Source organism: Sphingomonas sinipercae (genome assembly GCF_011302055.1).
Taxonomy (GTDB): domain Bacteria; phylum Pseudomonadota; class Alphaproteobacteria; order Sphingomonadales; family Sphingomonadaceae; genus Sphingomicrobium; species Sphingomicrobium sinipercae.
The window spans coordinates 1195007-1213117 of sequence record NZ_CP049871.1 but is presented as its reverse complement, the minus strand read 5'-3'; the positions used below and the strand labels follow the sequence as shown (position 1 = coordinate 1213117).

Below are 18111 nucleotides of genomic sequence, written 5' to 3'. Positions count from 1 at the left end.
AAGGACAAACCCAAAGAAAGCGTTCACGCAGCCGATTGGACGGCGTCGCAAATGCCGTCGACCAGGCGCTCGACGAGCACTGGATCGTCGCCTTCCGCCATCACCCGGATCAGCGCCTCGGTCCCGGACTTGCGGATCAGCACGCGCCCGCGCCCGTCCAGCTCGGCTTCGGCCGCGGCGATGCACTTCTTGACCGAATCATGGTCGAGGGGCGACGCGCCGGAAAAGCGAACGTTCTTGAGTAGTTGCGGGACCGGCTCGAACTGGTCGAGCACTTCGCTCGCTGGCTTGCCGCTATCGACGATGGCCGCGAGCACCTGAAGCGCGGCGACCAGCCCGTCCCCAGTCGTCGAATAATCGGCCAGGATCAGGTGCCCGGACTGCTCGCCGCCCAAATTGCTTCCGGTTTCGCGCATCTTTTCCAGCACGTAGCGGTCGCCGACCTGCGTTCGCAGCATCGCGATACCGGCACCTTCCAGCTTCCGTTCCAACCCGAGGTTCGACATCACCGTCGCCACCAGCCCGCCGCGAAGGACGCCGCGTCGCTGATAGTCGAGGGCGATGAGCGCCATCAGCTGGTCGCCGTCGGTAATCTTGCCGTTTTCGTCGACGATGATGATCCGGTCCGCGTCGCCGTCGAGCGCGAGGCCGATGTCGGCACCGCTGGCGACGACCGTTTCCTGCAACGTCTGGGGGTGGGTCGACCCGCATCCGTCGTTGATGTTGGTGCCGTTCGGCTCGACCCCGATGGCGATGACTTCGGCCCCAAGTTCCCACAGCGCGGACGGCGCGACCTGATAGGCGGCGCCATTGGCGCAATCGACGACGATCTTGAGACCGTCGAGGCGCAATTCGTCGGGGAAGGTCGATTTGGCGTGGTGGATATAGCGGCCGCGGGCGTCGTCGATCCGCTTGGCCCGACCGATCGCTTCGGGCTTCGCGAGATTGGGCGCATCGTCGAGGCGACGCTCGATCGACGCTTCATCTGCGTCGCTGAGCTTGTAGCCGTCGGGCCCGAACAGCTTGATGCCGTTGTCGGCAAAGGGATTGTGCGAGGCGGAGATCATCACGCCAAGGTCGGCACGCATCGAGGTCGTCAGCATCGCGACAGCCGGAGTCGGCATCGGACCCAGCAGCACGACGTCCATGCCGACGCTGGTGAAGCCGGCGACCAGCGCCGATTCCATCATATAACCGGACAAGCGCGTGTCCTTGCCGATGACCACACGGTGGCGATGATCGCCGCGCAGGAAGTGCGCGCCGGCAGCCTGGCCGACCTTCAGCGCCATCTCGGCCGTCATCGGCTCGGTATTGGTGAGGCCGCGGATCCCATCCGTGCCGAAGAATCTGCGCTTCATCCGGCCATTCCAATCCAACGCCACGGGGCGACGGGCAGCGGGTGCAGCCATGTCGCCAAAAGGAAAAACAAGGTCCCGCCGACTAATGCGACCAAACCCGGATTGGCCACGCCGCGAGCAAAGGGCACGAACGCCGTTTGCGCCGTCCACTCATGCCAGCGGGCACCCATCAGCCGGCGCTTCTTCGAATCCTGTCCGACCGAGCCAGCCAGCGCCAGGAACAGGATGGCCCCATCGAACAGCAGCGCCTTGGGCGTCGCGATCACCGCCGCATGGACGATTGCCCAAAGCGCGAACGACCACATCATTGGGTGACGCGTGATTGCCAGAACGCCGCGCGGCGACTTGGCGGCACGTGCGCCCGGAAGCGCCGGATTGCCGACTAGCGAACCGGCCAGCAGGATGCTTGCAAACCACATGACGATTGCCGCAGCGACCCACAGCGCGTCGGCCGCCGGCCAGAGCGGCACCTGGTCGCCAAGCTCGCGATACGCCCAGATCATCGCCGCGAACGTCAGCAGGGAGACCAGCGAGTAGAAACCGCGGAACCCCGGCTCCCCGATCCTGCTTACCATTTCCGAACGCAGCGGATGCGACATCAGGAAATGGGTGCCGACAAAGGCCACCGCTGCAAGCGCGAGCGCGATCATTGTGACCTCCTGTCGGCGCTGCTCAACCGAGCAGCGCCGAATGCACTAGCTGCGGGCGGGCTTGGGTCCACCGCGACGCGGCTTTTCCTCGCCGTCGGGGAACATGCCCGGCGCCTGGTTTTCGGCCAGCTCGTCGCGCCCAGCAAGGTCTTCCCGGTCCTGCAGCGTATCCAGATGCATCCACCGTTTCACGATCGGCGAAAGTGCCAGCACGACGACGGCAACGCCGATCGAGATCCACCCGAACAGCTGATAGACGTCCAGCAGGCCCTGCTTGCTCATTTCGCCATCATGGCCGCCGGTCGCTTCGCCAATCTTGCCGGCGACGAAGTTGCCGACCGCGGTCATGTAGAACCACGCGCCCATGATCAGCGACGCCAGGTGCCGCGGCGCCAACCGGTTCATCGCGCTAAGCCCAACCGGCGACAGGCACAGCTCGGCAGTCGTGGCGAAGAAGTAGTAAGCGAAGACCAGGATGACGGGGGTCATTGCCGCAACGCCATAAGCTTCCGCGCCCCAAACGAGGACGAGGTTGGCCAAGCCCATCTGGGCGAGCGCCAGGCCGAACTTGGCCGGCGCGGACGGTTCGGCCCGCCGACGTCCAAGCTTCACCCAGAGGATCGCGAACAACGGCGCCAGCGCCATGATCAGGATCGGGTTGATCGACTGGAAGATCGACGCCGGGACGCCCGAGCGGTCGACGAAGCGATCGGTGAACAGGTTCATCGATCCGCCGGCCTGTTCGAACAGGCCCCAGAACAGCGGATTGAGGCTGATCAGGAACAGGATCGCAAACATGCGCTCGCGCGGTTCCTTGTCGAGCTTGAAGCTCTCGTAAAGAACGTAGCCGAGCAGCGCGATGCCGGAGACCGCGAGCAAGCCCTGGATGACGTCCTGATACTGGACCAGGGCCCAGATCACCGCCACCGCGGCGACGCCGATGCCGTAAAGCGAAAACTCCTTGTTGCGGCTGAGCGGCTGCGGCGCTTCGCCGGCGCCGTTGAGCGCCTTCTTGCCAAGGACGAAGACGACCAGGCCCGCAAGCATCCCGATTCCGGCAAGCCCGAAGCCGTAGCCCCAGCCGATGGTTTCGCCGAGATAGCCGACCATGATCGTGCCGATCGCCGCACCGACGTTAATCCCCATGTAGAAGATCGTGTAGGCGCCGTCGCGGCGGATATCGGTGAGCTTGTAGAGCTGCCCGACCATCACCGAGATGTTGGCTTTCAGGAAGCCCGAACCGACGATAATGAAGGCGAGCGCGGCCCAGAAGACGTTGATCGTCGGGTCGCTTTGCCCGCCGGTGCCCTCCACCGCCATCAGGCTGTGGCCGATCGCGAGGAGCAAGCCGCCGAACAGCACCGCTTTGCGCTGACCCAAATAGCGATCCGCGAGGTAGCCGCCCAGGACCGGCGTGATGTACACCAGGCTGGTATAGGCGCCGTAGATGAGGTTGGCCTTGTCATCGGCGAACAGCCAATGCTTGGTCAGGTAGAAGATCAGCAGCGCGCGCATGCCGTAGTAGGAGAAGCGCTCCCACATTTCGGCGAAGAACAGCATGTACAGGCCCTTGGGGTGCCCAGCGAATTCCGGCTGCTTCTGCGCCGCAATCTTCCCGCCCATCGCGAGGAAGACGATGAGAACCAAAACAGCGATGGCGGCAATCCAGTCGCCTTCCTGCCACAAGCCAATCGATTTCATAAAAAAGCAGTCCCATGCTGCGAGCGCGGCGCCCAATATTGGAGCGGCACCGTAACGGGCAAAATTGCGATGTGAAGCCGATTGTTGCCGGGGCGTGACGTGCCTAGATGCGTGAAGACATGCTCAACGACCTCACCTCCCCGCTTTCGCTGCTCGAAACGCGCCGTTCCGCCAAGCCGCGCGAACTGGTCGGCGATGGCCCCTCGCCGGCCGAACTCGATCACATGCTGACGATCGCTGCGCGCACGCCCGACCATGGCAAGCTGCATCCTTGGCGGTTCGTTCGGGTTGCCAAGGACCAGCGCGACGCATTGGGCGAAACGCTCCGCCAGGCACTGGCCGAAAACGACCCTGCACCGTCCCCCGCGCATTACGCCAAAGAGCGGGATTTCGCCCATTACCCCGGCGCGCTCATCGTGTTGGTGTCCGCTCCGGTGGCCAACCACAAGATCCCCGTGTGGGAACAGGAACTGTCGGTCGGAGCGGCGGGGATGAACCTGCTCCACGCCGCCCATGCGCTGGGCTATGCCGGCGGCTGGGTGACCGGTTGGCGGGCCTATTCACCGCGCGTGCTCGAAGCCTTCTGCGGACCCGGCGAGCGCATCGCCGGCTTCATCTTCATCGGCCGGCCGGACTTCCCTCTGGCCGAGCGCGAACGGCCCGTGCTGGACGCCGTTGCCAGCGATTGGCAGCCCCGACCTAAGACCCCGGGCGATTGACGAAAGTCTGCACTGCTGTATTATGACAGCATGACGGTTGGCAAACAGCACGAAAAGCCGGTTTACGTCCGCCTGCGCGAGGCGATCGTCGATGGCATCTTGACCGGCCGGTACCAGGATGGCGCGCCTTTGCCGTCGGTTCGTGCCTTCGCCGCGGAAGAATCAGCGAACCCGCTTACCGTCGCCAAGGCGTATCAGGGCCTTCAGACCGAAGGGTTGATCGTCGTACGGCGCGGTGTCGGCCTGTTCGTGGTCGAAGGGGCGCGAGCCAGGCTGCGCAATTCCGAACGGCAGCAATTCCTGACCGAGGAATGGCCGGCGATCCGCGAGCGGATGGAGCGGCTGGGAATCGAGCCGGACGAATTGCTGCAGCGGCAGCCTGCCTAGCTTCACGCCAATCGCCTGATGCGATAGCGCGGCCGCGTGGTCGAAACGCGCATCCTCCCTTACTCTGCCGAGACAATCGCCGAGGCGGCGCGCCTAATCACTGCGGGCGAACCGGTCGCGGTGGCGACGGAGACGGTTTACGGTTTGGCGGCCGACGCCACGAACCCCCATGCAGTCGCGCGGATCTACGCCGCCAAGGGCCGGCCAGGATTCAACCCCCTCATCGTGCACGTCCCGACGCTGGCTGACGCGGAAGAGCTGGTTACGCTGAGCCCGGAGTTGCGGGAACTCGCGGTCCGCTACTGGCCGGGACCGCTCACCCTTGTCGCGCCGCTGCGCCAGCCGTCGCGCATCGCATCGCTGGTGGCGGCGGGACTGCCGACCCTGGCCGTCAGGGTTCCGGCGCACCCGGCGATGCGGGCGTTGCTCGCTGCGACCGGTCGGCCGCTCGCGGCACCGTCGGCCAATGCCAGCGGGACGATCAGCCCGACCCGGGCGGAGCATGTCTTCATCAGCCTGAACGGCCGAATTCCGCTGATCGTCGACGCCGGCCCTTGTCCCGGCGGGCTGGAATCGACCATCGTCGCCGAGCATGAAGGCGACTTACGCGTGCTTCGGCCCGGCCCAGTCCAAGTCGCTGCCGAACTAGCGCCAACGGGCAAAATCCAGTCTCCGGGCCAGCTGCCCAGCCACTATGCACCGAGCAAGCCGCTTCGCCTTAATGCCAGCGAAGGCCGGCCCGACGAATTCCTGATCGGCTTCGGCGCGGTTGCGGGGCATTCGAACCTCAGCGCGAGCAGCAACCTAGAGGAAGCGGCCGCGCGCCTGTTCGACTTGCTCCATGTCGCCGACGCCGCTGATCAACCGCGGATTGCCGTCGCGCCGATACCTGACGAGGGGCTGGGAACGGCGATAAACGACCGCCTGCGCCGCGCCGCCGCGCCGCGCACCCTTAGGCGTTCGCCGCCGCGCTCTTGAGGCGCGCCTGGAAGCTCTTGCGGAGCTTCTGCAACTTCGGCGGGATGGTCGCGATGCAATAGGGGTTCCGTTGCCCCTCCCCGCTCCAATACTCCTGGTGATAGTCTTCGGCCGGCCACCACTGCGCCTTTGGCTCGATCGTGGTGACGATCGCGCCAAGCCAGTCGACATTAGCGGCAGCTTTCGCGTTCACAGCTTCCGTTTCCTGCTCGGGCGACTGCGGGAAGATCGCGGACCGATATTGGGTGCCGACATCGTTGCCCTGCCGATTGAGCTGGGTCGGGTCGTGAGTCGCGAAGAAGATCTCGAGCAATTCCGGATAGCTGATCGCTTCGGGATCAAAGGTGATCCGGATTGCCTCCGCGTGGCCGGTGTTCCCGCCACAAATCTGTTTGTAGGTCGGGTTGTCGACCGAGCCTCCGGTGTAGCCGCTTTCGACCGACTTCACCCCGACGACGTCATTGAACACCGCTTCCGTGCACCAGAAGCAACCGCCGGCGAGCACCGCTACGTCTTCAGCCATAAAATCCTCCGGCCCCCAAGATAGGCGCGGATGGCGCGTCTTAAAGCCCGGGACGGCTCGGCGTCGTGGCCTTGAAGCTTGCGACTTCCAGCCGCTTGCCGATCCACTCGGCCAATTCCTCGAACTCGAGCGGCTTCTTGAAGACGATTCCGGCGCGGCGATCGGAATACCAGCGCACTTCACCCTTGACCGGGCGCAGGCTCTCGACGGCGACAATCACGTCCTTGCCGACGCAATATTCCTCAATCGGCTCAACCTTCAGCCCGCCGAGCGAGATGTCGTGAACGTCGACGGTGTAATAGACTTTGCCGACCCGCACCGTGGCCTTGCACGCGACTTCCAGGCGCGGCGGCCGGGGCCGGAACCCGTGCCGCGGCTTGCGGCCGGCCAAAAGCTCGCCAAGGTCGATGCTCTGGTCGAACTTGAGGCCGGTGGAGGCCTCGCGGGTCCAGACGACCGTCGCCGCGATCTTTTGCGACGAGAATTCGATTGCGACCTGCTCACCCACCTGTGGCGGATCCGGCAATTCGGCCATCAGCCCGCCCGCGGAGACGTTGCGGACTCGCATCAGGCGATCGCCGCCGTCGCAAATGAGCTTGGCGACGCGCAACATGGCGGTCACCCGCTCGTCCGCACGCCGTTCTTCCGGGCGCGGAACCGCCGTGCTCAACGAAAAGGTGGTCGACTCGAACACACCTTCCGGCGGCAAGGCAGGCACTGCGGCCTTCCGGCGGATTATCGATGCAAACACGGGCATTGCCTCCGCGGTGGAGCGAAACTGACCCGATGTAGGGGGATGCCGGTTAAAAAGCGGTTTCTTTAGCCGGCAACGCAGCGCAAAGGCGCTTCTGACGCCGGTATTCGTATCGGGGCTAGGAGATGAGTGATGAAGCGGCCCCGGCTGCTCCTGATTGACGACGAGCCGGCGCTGGCCAGCTTCGTCGCTCAAGTGGCGGAAGATTGCGGCTTCGAGCCGCTGCTTGCCGAGTCCGGCGCGCATTTCCGAACCTTGCTTCGGGAAGAAAAGCCTGACGCGATCGCGCTCGACCTTGGGATGCCAGTCGACGGCGTGGAGCTGCTGCGCTTGCTGGCCGCCGAAAATGTCGCCGCTCCGGTGCTGATCCTCAGCGGTTTCGACCGCCGCGTCCTCGAATCCGCGTTCCGCCTCGGCGAAGCGCTTGGATTGCGAATGACGGGCCCCCTCGAAAAGCCGGTTCGCGCCGACGATCTCGAACAGGTGCTGACCAGCATGCGGACCAGCCTCATCTCGTGACCGGGCAGCTGGAGCGTCGTTTCGCAACGGGATTCGAGCAAGCTCTCGCTTCCGACGAACTGCACATGGTTTACCAGCCCAAGGTCCGGCTGGAGGACGGCGGCCTAAGCCGGGTCGAGGCGCTCGTCCGCTGGGTGGAACCGGAACTTGGGCCTGTCGCACCGTCCCGCTTCGTGCCGCTTGCCGAGGAACATGGCTTCATCGAGCAGCTCACCGAATGGGGCTTGCGCACTGTCCTGACGCAATGGCGCGCCTGGAAGGCCCAGGGCTTCGATATCGAGCTTGCCTTCAACATCTCGGCGACCAGCCTCCAACGGCTCGACTTTCCGGACCTGGTCGAACGTATGTGCCGCGAATTGGAGGTGCCCGCCGAGCGGCTGGTGTTGGAGCTGACCGAGGGCGCCACGCAGCCGCTGATCAACCTGATGGACACGCTCACGCGATTTCGGATCAAGGGCATCGGCCTGGCAATCGACGACTTCGGTACCGGCTATTCGTCGCTGATGCAGCTTCGCCAGCTGCCCTTTACAGAAGTGAAGATCGACCGCCTGTTCGTTCGCGACCTGCCCCACGCGCACGACAGCTGCGTGATCGTCAAATCGATCATCGACCTGGCCCACGCGCTCGACCTCACCGCCACCGCGGAAGGGGTTGAGACCGCCGAACAGCTCCGTTTCCTGCGCCGCGTGCGATGCGACGTCGCACAGGGATATCTGATCGCCCAGCCGCTCGAGCCCGACGACCTGCCGGCATGGCAAAGCGATTTCCGGCGGCGCTGGCCCGACTACGCCGGTTAAGGCGCGACGTTGAACTCGACGCCCTGGGCAAGCGGCAGGTCGGCGCCGTAATTGATGGTATTGGTCGCCCGCCGCATATAGGCGCGCCAGCTGTCGGAACCGCTTTCGCGCCCACCGCCGGTCTCTTTCTCGCCGCCGAACGCACCGCCGATTTCGGCGCCGGACGGGCCGATGTTGACGTTGGCAATTCCGCAATCGGATCCAGAAGCGCTGAGGAAGCGCTCCGCTTCCCTAAGATCGTTCGTGAAGATCGATGAGCTAAGCCCTTGGTTTACAGCGTTGTTGAGCGCAATCGCTTCGTCCAGGTCGCTATAGCGCAGGACGTAGAGGATCGGTGCGAACGTTTCCTGCAAGACGCTTCCGACCTGCTGTTCCACTTCCACCACGGCCGGGCGCACATAGATCCCGCCCTCGACGGCATCGACGGTTTCCACCTGCTCGCCGAGCACGTTCGCCATCGCCTCGAATGCGGGACGGTCGATCAACGGTCCGACCAGCGTATCGGGGTCGCGCGGGTCGCCGATCTTCACCGATGCGAACAGGTGGCGGATGCGCTTGACGAGACCGTCGGCCACACTTTCGTGAACGATCAGCCGCCGGAGCGTGGTGCAGCGCTGGCCAGCCGTGCCGACGGCGGAAAAGACGATGGCGCGCTCCGCCAGCGAGAGGTCCGCACTCGGGGCGACGATCATCGCGTTATTGCCGCCGAGCTCCAGCAGGACCCGTCCGAAGCGCTCCGCAACACGCGGACCGACCGCCCTGCCCATCGCGGTCGATCCCGTCGCCGAGACGAGCGCGACCCGGCGATCGTCGACCAGCGCCTGGCCGATATCGCGCCCGCCCTGGAGGCACTGAAGCAAACCATCGGGCGCATCGCCGAACCGCGCGAGCGCACGCCTTGCAAGCGCCATCACCGCCTCGGCCGTCAAAGGGGTCTTCTCGCTCGGCTTCCAAATGACCGGGTCGCCGCAGACCAGCGCCAGGGCGGCATTCCACGCCCAGACCGCGACCGGGAAATTGAAAGCGGTGATGACCGCGACCGGGCCCAGCGGATGCCATTGCTCGATCATCCGATGGTTCGGCCGCTCACTGGCAATGGTGAGGCCGTAAAGCTGGCGCGACAGGCCGACCGCGAAGTCGCAAATGTCGATCATCTCCTGGACTTCGCCCAGCCCTTCCTGGACGATCTTGCCCGCCTCAAGCGTCACCAGGCGCGCCAAGGGCTCCTTGGCGGCTCGAAGCTCCTCGCCAAGCAGGCGCACCAGTTCGCCACGCCGGGGCGGAGGGATGGACTTCCAGGCATCGAATGCGGCGGTCGCCCGACTGCAAGCCGCTTCGACGTCGCCGGTCGACGCTTCCCGGACACTGCCGATCGCGCTGCCGTCAATCGGCGAACGGCTGACCAGGTCGCCGCTGCATTCCACGCCGAGTTCGCCCAGCAAGCGCCGCGTTTCTTCTGCGGGTGTCATGCGCACAATTCCTTTGCCCTTGCCATTGCCGCGAGGCCGGCATCGATGGTGTCGTCGCGCTTGGCGAAGCATAGCCGCACCAGGTGTCGCGGCGCGTCGCCCTCGGCAAAAGCTGAGAGCGGCACGACCGCTACCCCCGCCTCGGCGACCGCTCGCGCCGCGAACGTCTCGTCGTCGACCGCCAGGCCGGAGGCGGCAAGGTCGACACACAGGAAGTAGGTTGAGGCCGGGTGAAGCGCGCTAAATCCCGCCTTGGCCAGCCCGTCGGCCATCCGGTCGCGGGCGCGGGCGAAACGCTCCCGCATCGGTGCGAGCCAGGAATCGCCCTCGGCCAGGCCAAAAGCGACCGCGGACTGCAGGTTTGGCGCGGTGGCAAAGGTCAGGAACTGATGCGCACGCGCGGCGATGTCGCCCAGCTCCGGCGCAGCGGCGATCCAGCCGATCTTCCAGCCGGTAAGCGAAAAGATTTTCCCCGCCGAACCGGTCTTCAGCGTCCGCTCCGCCATCCCCGGCAGCGTTGCGAACGGCGTGAACGTCAGTCCGTCGAGCAATATGTGCTCCCACACCTCATCGGCGATGACGATCAGGTCGTTGGCCTTGGCTACATCCGCCACCGCCTGGAGCTCGCTGGCGCTGAACAGTCGCCCGGTCGGATTGTGCGGATTGTTCAGGATGATGATCCGCGTTTTTTGCGTCACAGCTGCTTGAAGGGCATCGCGCTCGATCCGCCATTCCGGCGGCCGCAGCGCGATCTCCCGGACAACTCCCCCAGCGCGGCGGACGGTCGGCGCGTAGCTGTCATAGGCCGGCGTGAAGACGATCGCCTCGTCCCCCGGCGCGACAGTGGCGAAGATGCACGCGGAAAGCGCCTCGGTCGCGCCCGAGGTGACGCACACGCCTTCGGGCGTCAGCGACTCCCCGAAATGACGATTGTAATGATCGGCGATTGCAGCGCGCAGCTGCGGCAAGCCGCGCGACGGCGCATATTGGTTCGACCCTTCGACCACCGCTTTTGCCGCCGCGTCGAGGATTTCTGGCGGCCAGCCGAAGTCGGGAAAACCCTGACCCAGGTTCACCGCGCCGTGCTTGGCGGCAAGGCCCGACATGCGCTCGAACACGCTTGTCCGCATATTTTCGTAAAGTTCGAACACTCGTGTCCCCACCGCGATGTGCGAGCGCAATAACGCGCGATCCCCCGCACGGCGAGTGCAAGGAGCCGGGGGAATGTGGCAACAGCCTCCCACGTTAGTCGAAGCACCGCGAGCGTTCGTCGATTTCCGGCGCAAGTTTCCGCCGCCTCGGGCTGTGTTGGCCCCCACCAGCAAGCGGGGAACAGGGGATGCGGAGCAACTGGGCGCTAGTCGTCGGCCTTGGCCTTTGCTTGGCGACGAGCAGCGCGACCAACGCGGCGGCGCAGCAGGCCGCTTCGTCCACGGTGCCGGCACCGTCCGCCGAGGACTCCGCCTTGATCGCGCGGCTGACCTATCCCTTGGAGTTCAACGGAAAGCGCATCTCAGGCCCGGGTCTCGACAAGATTCTCGAAGCTTCGAGAAACGCGCAGTTCGTCCTGCTGTCCGAATATCTGTGGCACGTGGACAATGCGACGCCGGCCTTCGCCGCGGCGCTGTTCCGAGAGCTCCATGCCCGCAACGCCTTTAACTACTACGCGGCCGAGCAGGATTATTTGGGGGCGCAGCAGGTCTCGCGGCCACCGCTACGCGGCGACGTGCAGCGGATCGCCGCCTTCGTTCGCCGGACCCCTTATGCGCTGACCTTCGTCAATGACGAGGAACTGCGGCTGACGGCGGAGGTAGGCCGTACTTCGACCGGCAAGTGGCAGCCCTATTGGGGGTTCGACCAGGCCTTCGGTGCGACTGCCCCGCTGGAAGAATTGCGTGGCCTTACCACCAACGCAAATCAACGAACCGCCGTCGATGCGTTGTTGAGCACGGCACGCGACATCGAACGGCCAGTTCCCGACTTTCGCGACTGGCGCGGCATTCGCGATTTCGAAACCGGCCACTTCATCTCTCGCCAGTCGGTCGCCCTGTTGCCCAGGCTGCGTTCGCTGCGCGAAACGTTCCGGCCGCGCCCTGGAAGCCGCGCCGCCGAATTGATCGACGAACTGTACGAATCGGCGCTGATCTACAGTTACTATGCGCGGGCCGGCGAAAAGAGCACGCCGGAGGGCGTTCCGGTCGCCTGGTTCAATACGTCCGTTCGCGAGCGGGCGATGCGCCGCCACTTCATGGCCAACTACCGCAACGCGCAAAGGCTCGACGGCAAGCTGCCGAAGGTCCTGGTCAAGGCCGGTAGCAAGCATTTGGTCGAAGGGCGGACTCCCGGCAACTACACTTTTCCGATCGGCAACTTCTTCCACGAGCTCGCCGCTTCCAACGGCCTCGAAGCCGTCAATGTCCTGATGTTGCCGATCCAGGCCGGGGACGGCGCGAAGTTCGAAGCCCTGCCGCCCGAGCTCCAGGTCCTGCTCGTGTCGAAAGATGTCGGCAAACCCACCCTCGTCGACCTGCGCCCGCTGAGAAACCACTTCCACGCCGGACGTATGTTCGGCCTGTCGGGACAGGCGCTGCCGACCTTTCGTGACCTTGTGTACGGCGCCGACTTCGCGCTGTTCCTGCCGTCGCGAATGGACACCTTCGTTTTGATCCGCGCGTTGCGGGTTAACTCCCAGACCGGTCCGTGAAAGACCTCGATCGAGGCAGCTTGCGCAGCTCCTCAATCCAGCGCAGCTTTGCCTGAAGCTGGAGCTGAATCCCAAGCGCAGTAGCGTGCAGCGTCCAGTTATCGCTTGCTAGCGGGTCGTTTTCCGCGGCGGACGCGCGATCAAGTGCATCTCTAATCGATTTCTCTGCCGCAGCCAGGAACGTGTTCCTGTCCTTCGCAACCAGTGCGCCAAGGTAGTTCACTCGGGTCCGAATCGGGTCAACAGGCGCTCCGCCCATCTCAGGGGTCAAGGCCGTTATCCAAGCAGCTAGCTCATGCTTGCCCGTCGCGGTGATCTGCAGCAATTCGGTACCACGCTCGGTCTCACGGGATTGAGCGCCAACCAGGAGCCCGCGAGCCGTCAGCCTACGGACCGCCGGGTAGATGGAGCCCTTGCTGGACGACCAGCCCCACGTTGGGGACTGCTCAAAGCGTCGCCGGATCGCGTAAGTCGAGCAAACCCCCCGGCTGTGGACGATTCCCAGGATCACCCCCTCGAGCTCAGTAATCGGCATAACCATTGCACTTTCTGTTTCGTACGGTACGTTTCGTACCTCCTCGACATAGCCGCTCATATTCGAGGCACGCAAATTAGGGGGTCGCCATGGACTACACGAGGCGTCAAATTTTTCGATATACTGCAGCTGCCTCGTCGGTCGCTTTGTTAGCCCCCGCAGGAATCGCCAAGGTGGCATCTAAGCAGACCCCGCGACTTCAGCCCGGTTTCTAAAGCCAGGAAGTCTTGGAACATTCCCGCCCTGGCCGCCTTGGCCATCAACCGTACCGGCCGAACGGTGTTCCAAGAGGCGGTCGGCGTCCGACAATTTGGACGTAACGAACCGGTTTCGGTGCACGACCAGTGGCACATAGGTTCGAACCTGAAGGCAATGACGGCCCTTCTCTACGGTCGTCTGGTTGAACAGGGCCGTGCCCGCTGGGAAGCCTCAGTCGGCGATCTCTTCCCTGACCTTAAATTGGACCCGAGTTGGAAAGCTTTGCTCGTCGAAGATCTGCTTAGCCACCGGGCCGGAATCAAGGATTCGATGTACGCTCGCGGTCCGTTCAAAAATGAAAACTGGCCTCATCATATGTCACTACCGAAGCAGCGGCAGATGGTTGCTGAGCTGATTTTCACACGCTCGGCCAGCGGCGTGCCGGGAGAATATGAGTACTCCAATTTCGGTTACATTCTGGTCGCCGCAGCGATCGATCGGTTGGCGAACCAACCATATGAGCAATGTCTCCGTCAGGAGCTCATTGAGCCACTCAAAATGAACAGCGTCGTCTTTGGGCCGCCGCAGGAACTGGGGCAACCATGGGGCCACGAGTACGATAGCGTTTCCAAAAGCTATGCAGCGCTGGATCCTTGGGCTCCTGACTCGGACAATCCGCCGATCGATGGCCCGGCGGGGCGTTACTCGATGACCCTGAGCGATTATGCGAGGTTCATCAGGCTCTTTCTCAACGAGGGAGGAGGGTTCGTGTCCCGACAGACTTACGCAAAACTGACCGCGCCAACTCATTCAGCCGGCACACCATATTCTTTGGGATGGCTGAGTTCCTCGCCGCAAGGCATCTGGGCGCCAAGTCGCTTGCTTTCCCATGACGGAAGCAACACGTTTTGGTTCACCCATATGGTTGCTTCGCCAGAACGCGGCCTGGCTATCATTGTCGCGGCCAACGCCGGGTCGCCAAATGCTGTGGACGCGTGCACTTACGTTCGTCAGCAACTTCAGACCGCACTACTTGCGTACCGCGGGTGACCACCAGGATGAGTAAGACCCTTCACACTAACCTTCTGCGCGTGGTTGGTTATGCGCCTGGAGCTTTGATTGGTGGCGCAATCGGCGAGCTGCCATTCAACGAAAGCCCGCGATCTGAAATCATTCTGGGTTCGCAAACCTCAAACGCATCGTGTCGGCACCACGCGCTCGAACACACTTGTCCCTGTTACGAATTTCCAGGCGCAATAACGCGCGACCCCCCGCTCTGCGAGCGCAGTACGCGCCCCACTCGCCCGCCCTTGTCAATGCGAGAAGCAGTAACCTGGTGGAGGGCGATGTTGCGAATAGGTGCGGTCGGGTCAGCTCAATTCGGCTGAATGTCTTTTTCGTAAGTCTGGCCAACGCCATGCGGGTTCGGCAGCTTGCGCGGAGCAGGCGGGCCCTCGGACGAGTTCGAGGTTATCGGGCAGCCGGACAGGCACAGGATATGCGGCGCGGCTGGTGCGGTCGTGCAGCCCGAAGCCATCACCGCTGATGCCAGGATGCACCAAAGCCGACTTTGAATGATCATATCTTACCCCCCAGATCCAATCACTTAGCGAACAACGCCGCCCAACTCCGCGGCAGCCGACCAAAGGCACCGCCTTCCCATCATCGGTCCCGCAGCTTCGATGGAGGTAGATCCGACACCGCCTCGTCGAGGCAGAGCACGGCAGCTTCGGAATCCGACCTGCGCAGCAGTCCCGTTGTACGAATGACCGCGCTCGCGAAGTCGCGGTTGCCGAGGCATCGCCAAATCATCGACCGAGAGTCGCGACGGACGGCGAGGACAAGCACTACGCGATCGTATTGCTGCGCCTGCCGCGCACGCCAAATCGGGCGCACACACGCCTCCATGGCGTTAAGGTTGCCTGCGTGCGGGCAGCCCTGGAACCAACGCGGCGACAGCGGTGCGATGCCTTTTGCGAGCCAGGGCAGCGCCAAGCTGTCGCGCAGGGATTCACTTCTACTGAGCACCGGCGGACCGGATTTCGCGGAGACTACAAACAGAACATGGGCTCGCGGCGGCTCTACAGAGGCCTGCCTGTCTGTAAGCCGGGCCACCTGGGGCTTTCCGTCTTCCAGCCAGATCAGCAGGTTAGGCTGGTCAGGCGTCACCACTTCAATGCTGTCTGTCGAGGTTTCGACGACACCGGCCCGACACGGCTGCGTGTCATGGTTGGAGCTGACCTTGCACTCATAGGTGTACCGCCCGGGCGCCACTGGCCGCAACTTTGCGTAAACCAAGGGGCCGTTTGGAGGCTGCTGCAAAGCAATCAGGTTGATCGTGCGGTTGGTCTGCTTGCCAAGCACGATCTCGACGTCGAGCCGCATGCTGTGCGGTCGCATATGCACCGAAGCGCGGTCCATCGACCCGTCGTTATCGAGGTCGAGGCTAATTTCCGTTTGTGGTTCGGGCGGGGCGCCCGGTACTTGCGCACCGGATAGGAAGAGCAGCGCAATAGCTGCCAATGCCAAGGTTTTCACACCGTCCCCAAAGCACGATTGTCCGCGCCGATTTCAGCCTGCGCCACAGCCATATGAGCGTCAACTTTCCATGGACCGTCGTGGAAAGGTGGCGGATCAGCCGGTCGATCCGGCCATTTCGCACGATCGGCAAATAGCGGCGGCGGTACGGCGCACATGCAGCCGGCGCTCACTTCTTCGCCACGCCGAGGTATTTGCAAATATCGGGAACGACGGGCGCCACCCGCGAAGGGGCGGCCACGTTCCATCTGGTCATCCGTTCCTGAGCATCCGTGCCCAACTGCACCAACAGATCGATAGCTTCGGTGCTTACATTCTCACCGGCCTCGGAGGATGCGTCGTTCGCGAAACGGCCAAGTCGCCATTCGAAGTTCGCCGCCTGCTGAACCATGTACATGCGGGCGTTTTGCTGGTCCTCGCTGCAAGGCTGATCGGTTATTCCCTTGAATATAGTATCTTGTGCTCCGCGCACGTCATCGAGCGCCGCGGCCATTTCCTTGCCGTGACCGAGCTCCCAGAGCGTCGCCACTTTTTCAACGAGCAAGTCGGAGGTATCGAAAAGGATGTGCCAATGACTGCCGCCTGCATAGTGGTCGACCATCAGTTTCTGGCCGTCGCCAAGCAGCATCAAGGCGCCGTTCGCGTCGCCCTTCTTGCGGGATGTTTTGGCAGCTGAGGCGTAGACGTCGAGCATGGCGGCCACGAACCTTTCTCTCGCCTGCTCCCCAAGGCCGGGTGACTTGAGCGCCAGAGCGTAAGCGGCGAGCATCCGCTTGCAGGCGCTGACGTCGTTGCTGGCGTAGCATCCGCGCCCTTCCGCCAGTGCCGCGGTTTCATGCTTCTCCCACGGATTTGCTTTGGATTGCGCGCCGGCGGTAGGAGCTGCCGCTCCTGCCAAGACTAACGCGATGAGAGCGCTTAAAGTTCGATCGGCTTTCGGTCTCACTGTGCCCCCCACTTTCAACCCGGGAGAAAGCGCACCTTGGACAGGATGTAAACTGTTCGCCGGACAGCTGACGAAAGGATGAAGTTCCCCAACCTTGCGAACGGGAGTTCGGAACGGCCTGTGGACAGGTGGCTAGCTGCTGGCTGGGGCGGCAGGATTCGAACCTGCGAATGCCGGTACCAAAAACCGGTGCCTTACCACTTGGCGACGCCCCAGCAGGCGCACCCGCTCGGGCGCGGGAGCGGCGCTTATAGCCAGCTTCCGCCGCCTGAAAAGCCGTCTCGCGTTCGGCAGGCTGGCCTACCCCGCGCAGGTTCGCTAGCGACCGCGCATGCAAAAGATCCCAGTCCTGGTCACCGGCGGCGCCGGCTACATCGGCAGCCATGCCATTCTCGCGCTCAAAGATGCCGGCTGGTCGGTCGCCGTCATCGACGATCTTTCCAGTGGCACCCGAGCGATCGTTCCCGACGACGTCCCCTTCTACGAAGGCTCAATCGCGGACCGTGCCTTGGTCGAACGGATTTTCGACGAGCAGAAAATCCAGGCGATCATGCACTTCGCCGGGTCCATCGTCGTTCCGGAGAGCGTCGAAAAGCCGCTCGAATATTATCAGAACAACACGGTAGCCACGCACGCCCTGATTTCGGCGGCGGTCGCCAAGGGCGCCAAGCATATCCTCTTCTCCTCGACCGCAGCCGTCTATGGCGCGCCCGATCGAGTCCCGATCCAGGAGGACGATCCCAAGCTGCCGATCAACCCCTACGGCGCTTCCAAACTCATGACCGAGCAGATGCTTAGCGATTGCTCAGCCGCCTATCCGTTCAACTATGGCGCGCTTCGCTATTTCAACGTTTCCGGCGCCGACCCCGACGGGCGGGCGGGCCAGATCGGCAAGGGATCGACCCACCTGATCAAGGTCGCCGTCGAAGCCGCGGTCGGCAAGCGCGACCATATCGACGTGTTCGGCGATGATTATGAGACCGAGGACGGGACGTGCGTGCGCGATTACATTCACGTCAGCGACCTCGCCGATGCCCACGTCCGGGCCCTGGAGAAGCTGATCGAAAAGCCTGATGAAAATCTGGTGATGAATTGCGGTTACGGCAAAGGGCTATCGGTGCTGCAGGTGCTGGACGCGCTCGACCGCGAGCTTAACCAGCCGGTCCGGCGCGAGATGAAAGCGCGCCGCGCCGGAGACCCGCCGATGCTGGTTGCCGCCAATGCCCGATTGGTCGAGACCTTGAAATGGGCTCCCCGCTTCAATGAAATCCAGACGATCGTTCGCCACGCACTGGACTGGGAACGCAAGTTGAAGGACAATCCCGTCGCATGACG

At 63.6% G+C, this 18111-nt stretch carries 18 protein-coding genes and 1 tRNA gene; 8 read left to right on the top strand and 11 right to left on the bottom strand.

Annotated elements, in window-relative coordinates; genetic code table 11:
* Positions 1-23 precede the first annotated feature (23 nt).
* The 3 genes from glmM to G7078_RS06360 are packed head-to-tail and all read right to left on the bottom strand — an operon-like array spanning position 24 to position 3709.
* Complete coding sequence (gene glmM / locus G7078_RS06370; protein WP_166094171.1) at positions 24-1358, bottom strand: phosphoglucosamine mutase; 1335 nt, start codon at positions 1356-1358, stop codon at positions 24-26.
* The gene (locus G7078_RS06365) at positions 1355-2008 is read right to left on the bottom strand and encodes an NnrU family protein (RefSeq protein ID WP_166094169.1); all 654 of its coding nucleotides are present in this window, start codon (positions 2006-2008) and stop codon (positions 1355-1357) included. Before G7078_RS06365 ends, glmM begins: the two co-directional genes overlap by 4 nt.
* Positions 2009-2053: 45 nt before the next feature.
* Positions 2054-3709 carry a peptide MFS transporter gene (locus G7078_RS06360; RefSeq protein ID WP_166094166.1) on the bottom strand — a complete coding sequence of 552 codons (1656 nt, stop codon included), beginning with the start codon at positions 3707-3709 and terminating at the stop codon, positions 2054-2056.
* Positions 3710-3828: 119 nt separating this feature from the next.
* On the opposite strand from G7078_RS06360, the gene G7078_RS06355 reads away from it, so the two are divergent.
* From G7078_RS06355 to G7078_RS06345, 3 genes are read left to right on the top strand one after another with little or no spacing between them, the layout of a single operon-like run.
* Positions 3829-4428 (top strand): nitroreductase family protein, encoded by a 600-nt coding sequence (locus tag G7078_RS06355; protein WP_166096211.1) that lies wholly within the window; start codon positions 3829-3831, stop codon positions 4426-4428.
* A 30-nt stretch (positions 4429-4458) separates the two neighbouring features.
* Positions 4459-4815: a GntR family transcriptional regulator gene (locus tag G7078_RS06350; protein ID WP_166094164.1), complete on the top strand. Its 357-nt coding sequence runs from the start codon at positions 4459-4461 to the stop codon at positions 4813-4815.
* A 36-nt stretch (positions 4816-4851) separates the two neighbouring features.
* Positions 4852-5793 carry an L-threonylcarbamoyladenylate synthase gene (locus tag G7078_RS06345; protein ID WP_166094161.1) on the top strand — a complete coding sequence of 314 codons (942 nt, stop codon included), beginning with the start codon at positions 4852-4854 and terminating at the stop codon, positions 5791-5793.
* Here G7078_RS06345 and msrA read toward each other — a convergent pair.
* Together msrA and G7078_RS06335 are read right to left on the bottom strand one after the other, a co-directional pair.
* Positions 5768-6316, bottom strand: a complete 549-nt coding sequence (gene msrA, locus G7078_RS06340; RefSeq protein WP_166094158.1) for a peptide-methionine (S)-S-oxide reductase MsrA — start codon at positions 6314-6316, stop codon at positions 5768-5770. The two genes, G7078_RS06345 and msrA, sit on opposite strands and share 26 nt — an antisense overlap.
* A 40-nt stretch (positions 6317-6356) precedes the next feature.
* A complete protein-coding gene (locus G7078_RS06335; protein WP_166094155.1) occupies positions 6357-7034 on the bottom strand; it encodes a PilZ domain-containing protein in 678 nt (225 codons plus the stop codon).
* A gap of 168 nt (positions 7035-7202) precedes the next feature.
* On the opposite strand from G7078_RS06335, the gene G7078_RS06330 reads away from it, so the two are divergent.
* Together G7078_RS06330 and G7078_RS06325 are read left to right on the top strand one after the other, a co-directional pair.
* On the top strand, positions 7203-7589 hold the full coding sequence (locus G7078_RS06330) for a response regulator (RefSeq protein WP_166094153.1): 387 nt from the start codon (positions 7203-7205) through the stop codon (positions 7587-7589).
* On the top strand, positions 7586-8386 hold the full coding sequence (locus G7078_RS06325; RefSeq protein WP_166094151.1) for an EAL domain-containing protein: 801 nt from the start codon (positions 7586-7588) through the stop codon (positions 8384-8386). The genes G7078_RS06330 and G7078_RS06325 overlap by 4 nt, the downstream gene beginning before the upstream one ends.
* Here G7078_RS06325 and amaB read toward each other — a convergent pair.
* A complete protein-coding gene (amaB, locus tag G7078_RS06320) occupies positions 8383-9855 on the bottom strand; it encodes an L-piperidine-6-carboxylate dehydrogenase (protein ID WP_166094148.1) in 1473 nt (490 codons plus the stop codon). The two genes, G7078_RS06325 and amaB, sit on opposite strands and share 4 nt — an antisense overlap.
* On the bottom strand, positions 9852-11006 hold the full coding sequence (locus tag G7078_RS06315; RefSeq protein WP_166094145.1) for an aminotransferase: 1155 nt from the start codon (positions 11004-11006) through the stop codon (positions 9852-9854). The genes amaB and G7078_RS06315 overlap by 4 nt, the downstream gene beginning before the upstream one ends.
* Positions 11007-11194: 188 nt before the next feature.
* Here G7078_RS06315 and G7078_RS06310 point away from each other — a divergent pair, with 188 nt between their 5' ends.
* Positions 11195-12559, top strand: coding sequence for a hypothetical protein (locus G7078_RS06310; RefSeq protein ID WP_166094143.1), 1365 nt, complete (start codon positions 11195-11197; stop codon positions 12557-12559).
* Here the strand turns inward: G7078_RS06310 and G7078_RS11040 are convergent.
* Positions 12537-13094, bottom strand: a complete 558-nt coding sequence (locus tag G7078_RS11040) for a PadR family transcriptional regulator (RefSeq protein WP_425505266.1) — start codon at positions 13092-13094, stop codon at positions 12537-12539. The two genes, G7078_RS06310 and G7078_RS11040, sit on opposite strands and share 23 nt — an antisense overlap.
* A gap of 252 nt (positions 13095-13346) precedes the next feature.
* Between G7078_RS11040 and G7078_RS06300 the strand changes: the two genes are divergently transcribed.
* Positions 13347-14342 (top strand): serine hydrolase domain-containing protein, encoded by a 996-nt coding sequence (locus tag G7078_RS06300; RefSeq protein WP_166094138.1) that lies wholly within the window; start codon positions 13347-13349, stop codon positions 14340-14342.
* A 612-nt stretch (positions 14343-14954) separates the two neighbouring features.
* Here G7078_RS06300 and G7078_RS06295 read toward each other — a convergent pair.
* From G7078_RS06295 to G7078_RS06285, 3 genes are all read right to left on the bottom strand, one after another.
* Positions 14955-15830: a hypothetical protein gene (locus tag G7078_RS06295; protein WP_166094136.1), complete on the bottom strand. Its 876-nt coding sequence runs from the start codon at positions 15828-15830 to the stop codon at positions 14955-14957.
* Between the two features lie 169 nt (positions 15831-15999).
* The gene (locus G7078_RS06290; RefSeq protein WP_166094134.1) at positions 16000-16776 is read right to left on the bottom strand and encodes a hypothetical protein; all 777 of its coding nucleotides are present in this window, start codon (positions 16774-16776) and stop codon (positions 16000-16002) included.
* Positions 16777-16916: 140 nt separating this feature from the next.
* A tRNA-Gln gene (locus G7078_RS06285) sits at positions 16917-16991 on the bottom strand.
* A 116-nt stretch (positions 16992-17107) separates the two neighbouring features.
* Here G7078_RS06285 and galE point away from each other — a divergent pair.
* Positions 17108-18109, top strand: a complete 1002-nt coding sequence (gene galE / locus G7078_RS06280; protein WP_166094132.1) for a UDP-glucose 4-epimerase GalE — start codon at positions 17108-17110, stop codon at positions 18107-18109.
* Positions 18110-18111: the final 2 nt, after the last annotated feature.

Coding starts and splice junctions, on each gene's coding strand:
- glmM (WP_166094171.1), bottom strand. CDS start 1,358: ATGAAGCGCAGATTCTTCGGCACGGATGGGATCCGCGGCCTCACCAAT.
- G7078_RS06365 (WP_166094169.1), bottom strand. CDS start 2,008: ATGATCGCGCTCGCGCTTGCAGCGGTGGCCTTTGTCGGCACCCATTTC.
- G7078_RS06360 (WP_166094166.1), bottom strand. CDS start 3,709: ATGAAATCGATTGGCTTGTGGCAGGAAGGCGACTGGATTGCCGCCATC.
- G7078_RS06355 (WP_166096211.1), top strand. CDS start 3,829: ATGCTCAACGACCTCACCTCCCCGCTTTCGCTGCTCGAAACGCGCCGT.
- G7078_RS06350 (WP_166094164.1), top strand. CDS start 4,459: ATGACGGTTGGCAAACAGCACGAAAAGCCGGTTTACGTCCGCCTGCGC.
- msrA (WP_166094158.1), bottom strand. CDS start 6,316: ATGGCTGAAGACGTAGCGGTGCTCGCCGGCGGTTGCTTCTGGTGCACG.
- G7078_RS06330 (WP_166094153.1), top strand. CDS start 7,203: ATGAAGCGGCCCCGGCTGCTCCTGATTGACGACGAGCCGGCGCTGGCC.
- amaB (WP_166094148.1), bottom strand. CDS start 9,855: ATGACACCCGCAGAAGAAACGCGGCGCTTGCTGGGCGAACTCGGCGTG.
- G7078_RS06310 (WP_166094143.1), top strand. CDS start 11,195: ATGCGGAGCAACTGGGCGCTAGTCGTCGGCCTTGGCCTTTGCTTGGCG.
- G7078_RS11040 (WP_425505266.1), bottom strand. CDS start 13,094: ATGCCGATTACTGAGCTCGAGGGGGTGATCCTGGGAATCGTCCACAGC.
- galE (WP_166094132.1), top strand. CDS start 17,108: ATGCAAAAGATCCCAGTCCTGGTCACCGGCGGCGCCGGCTACATCGGC.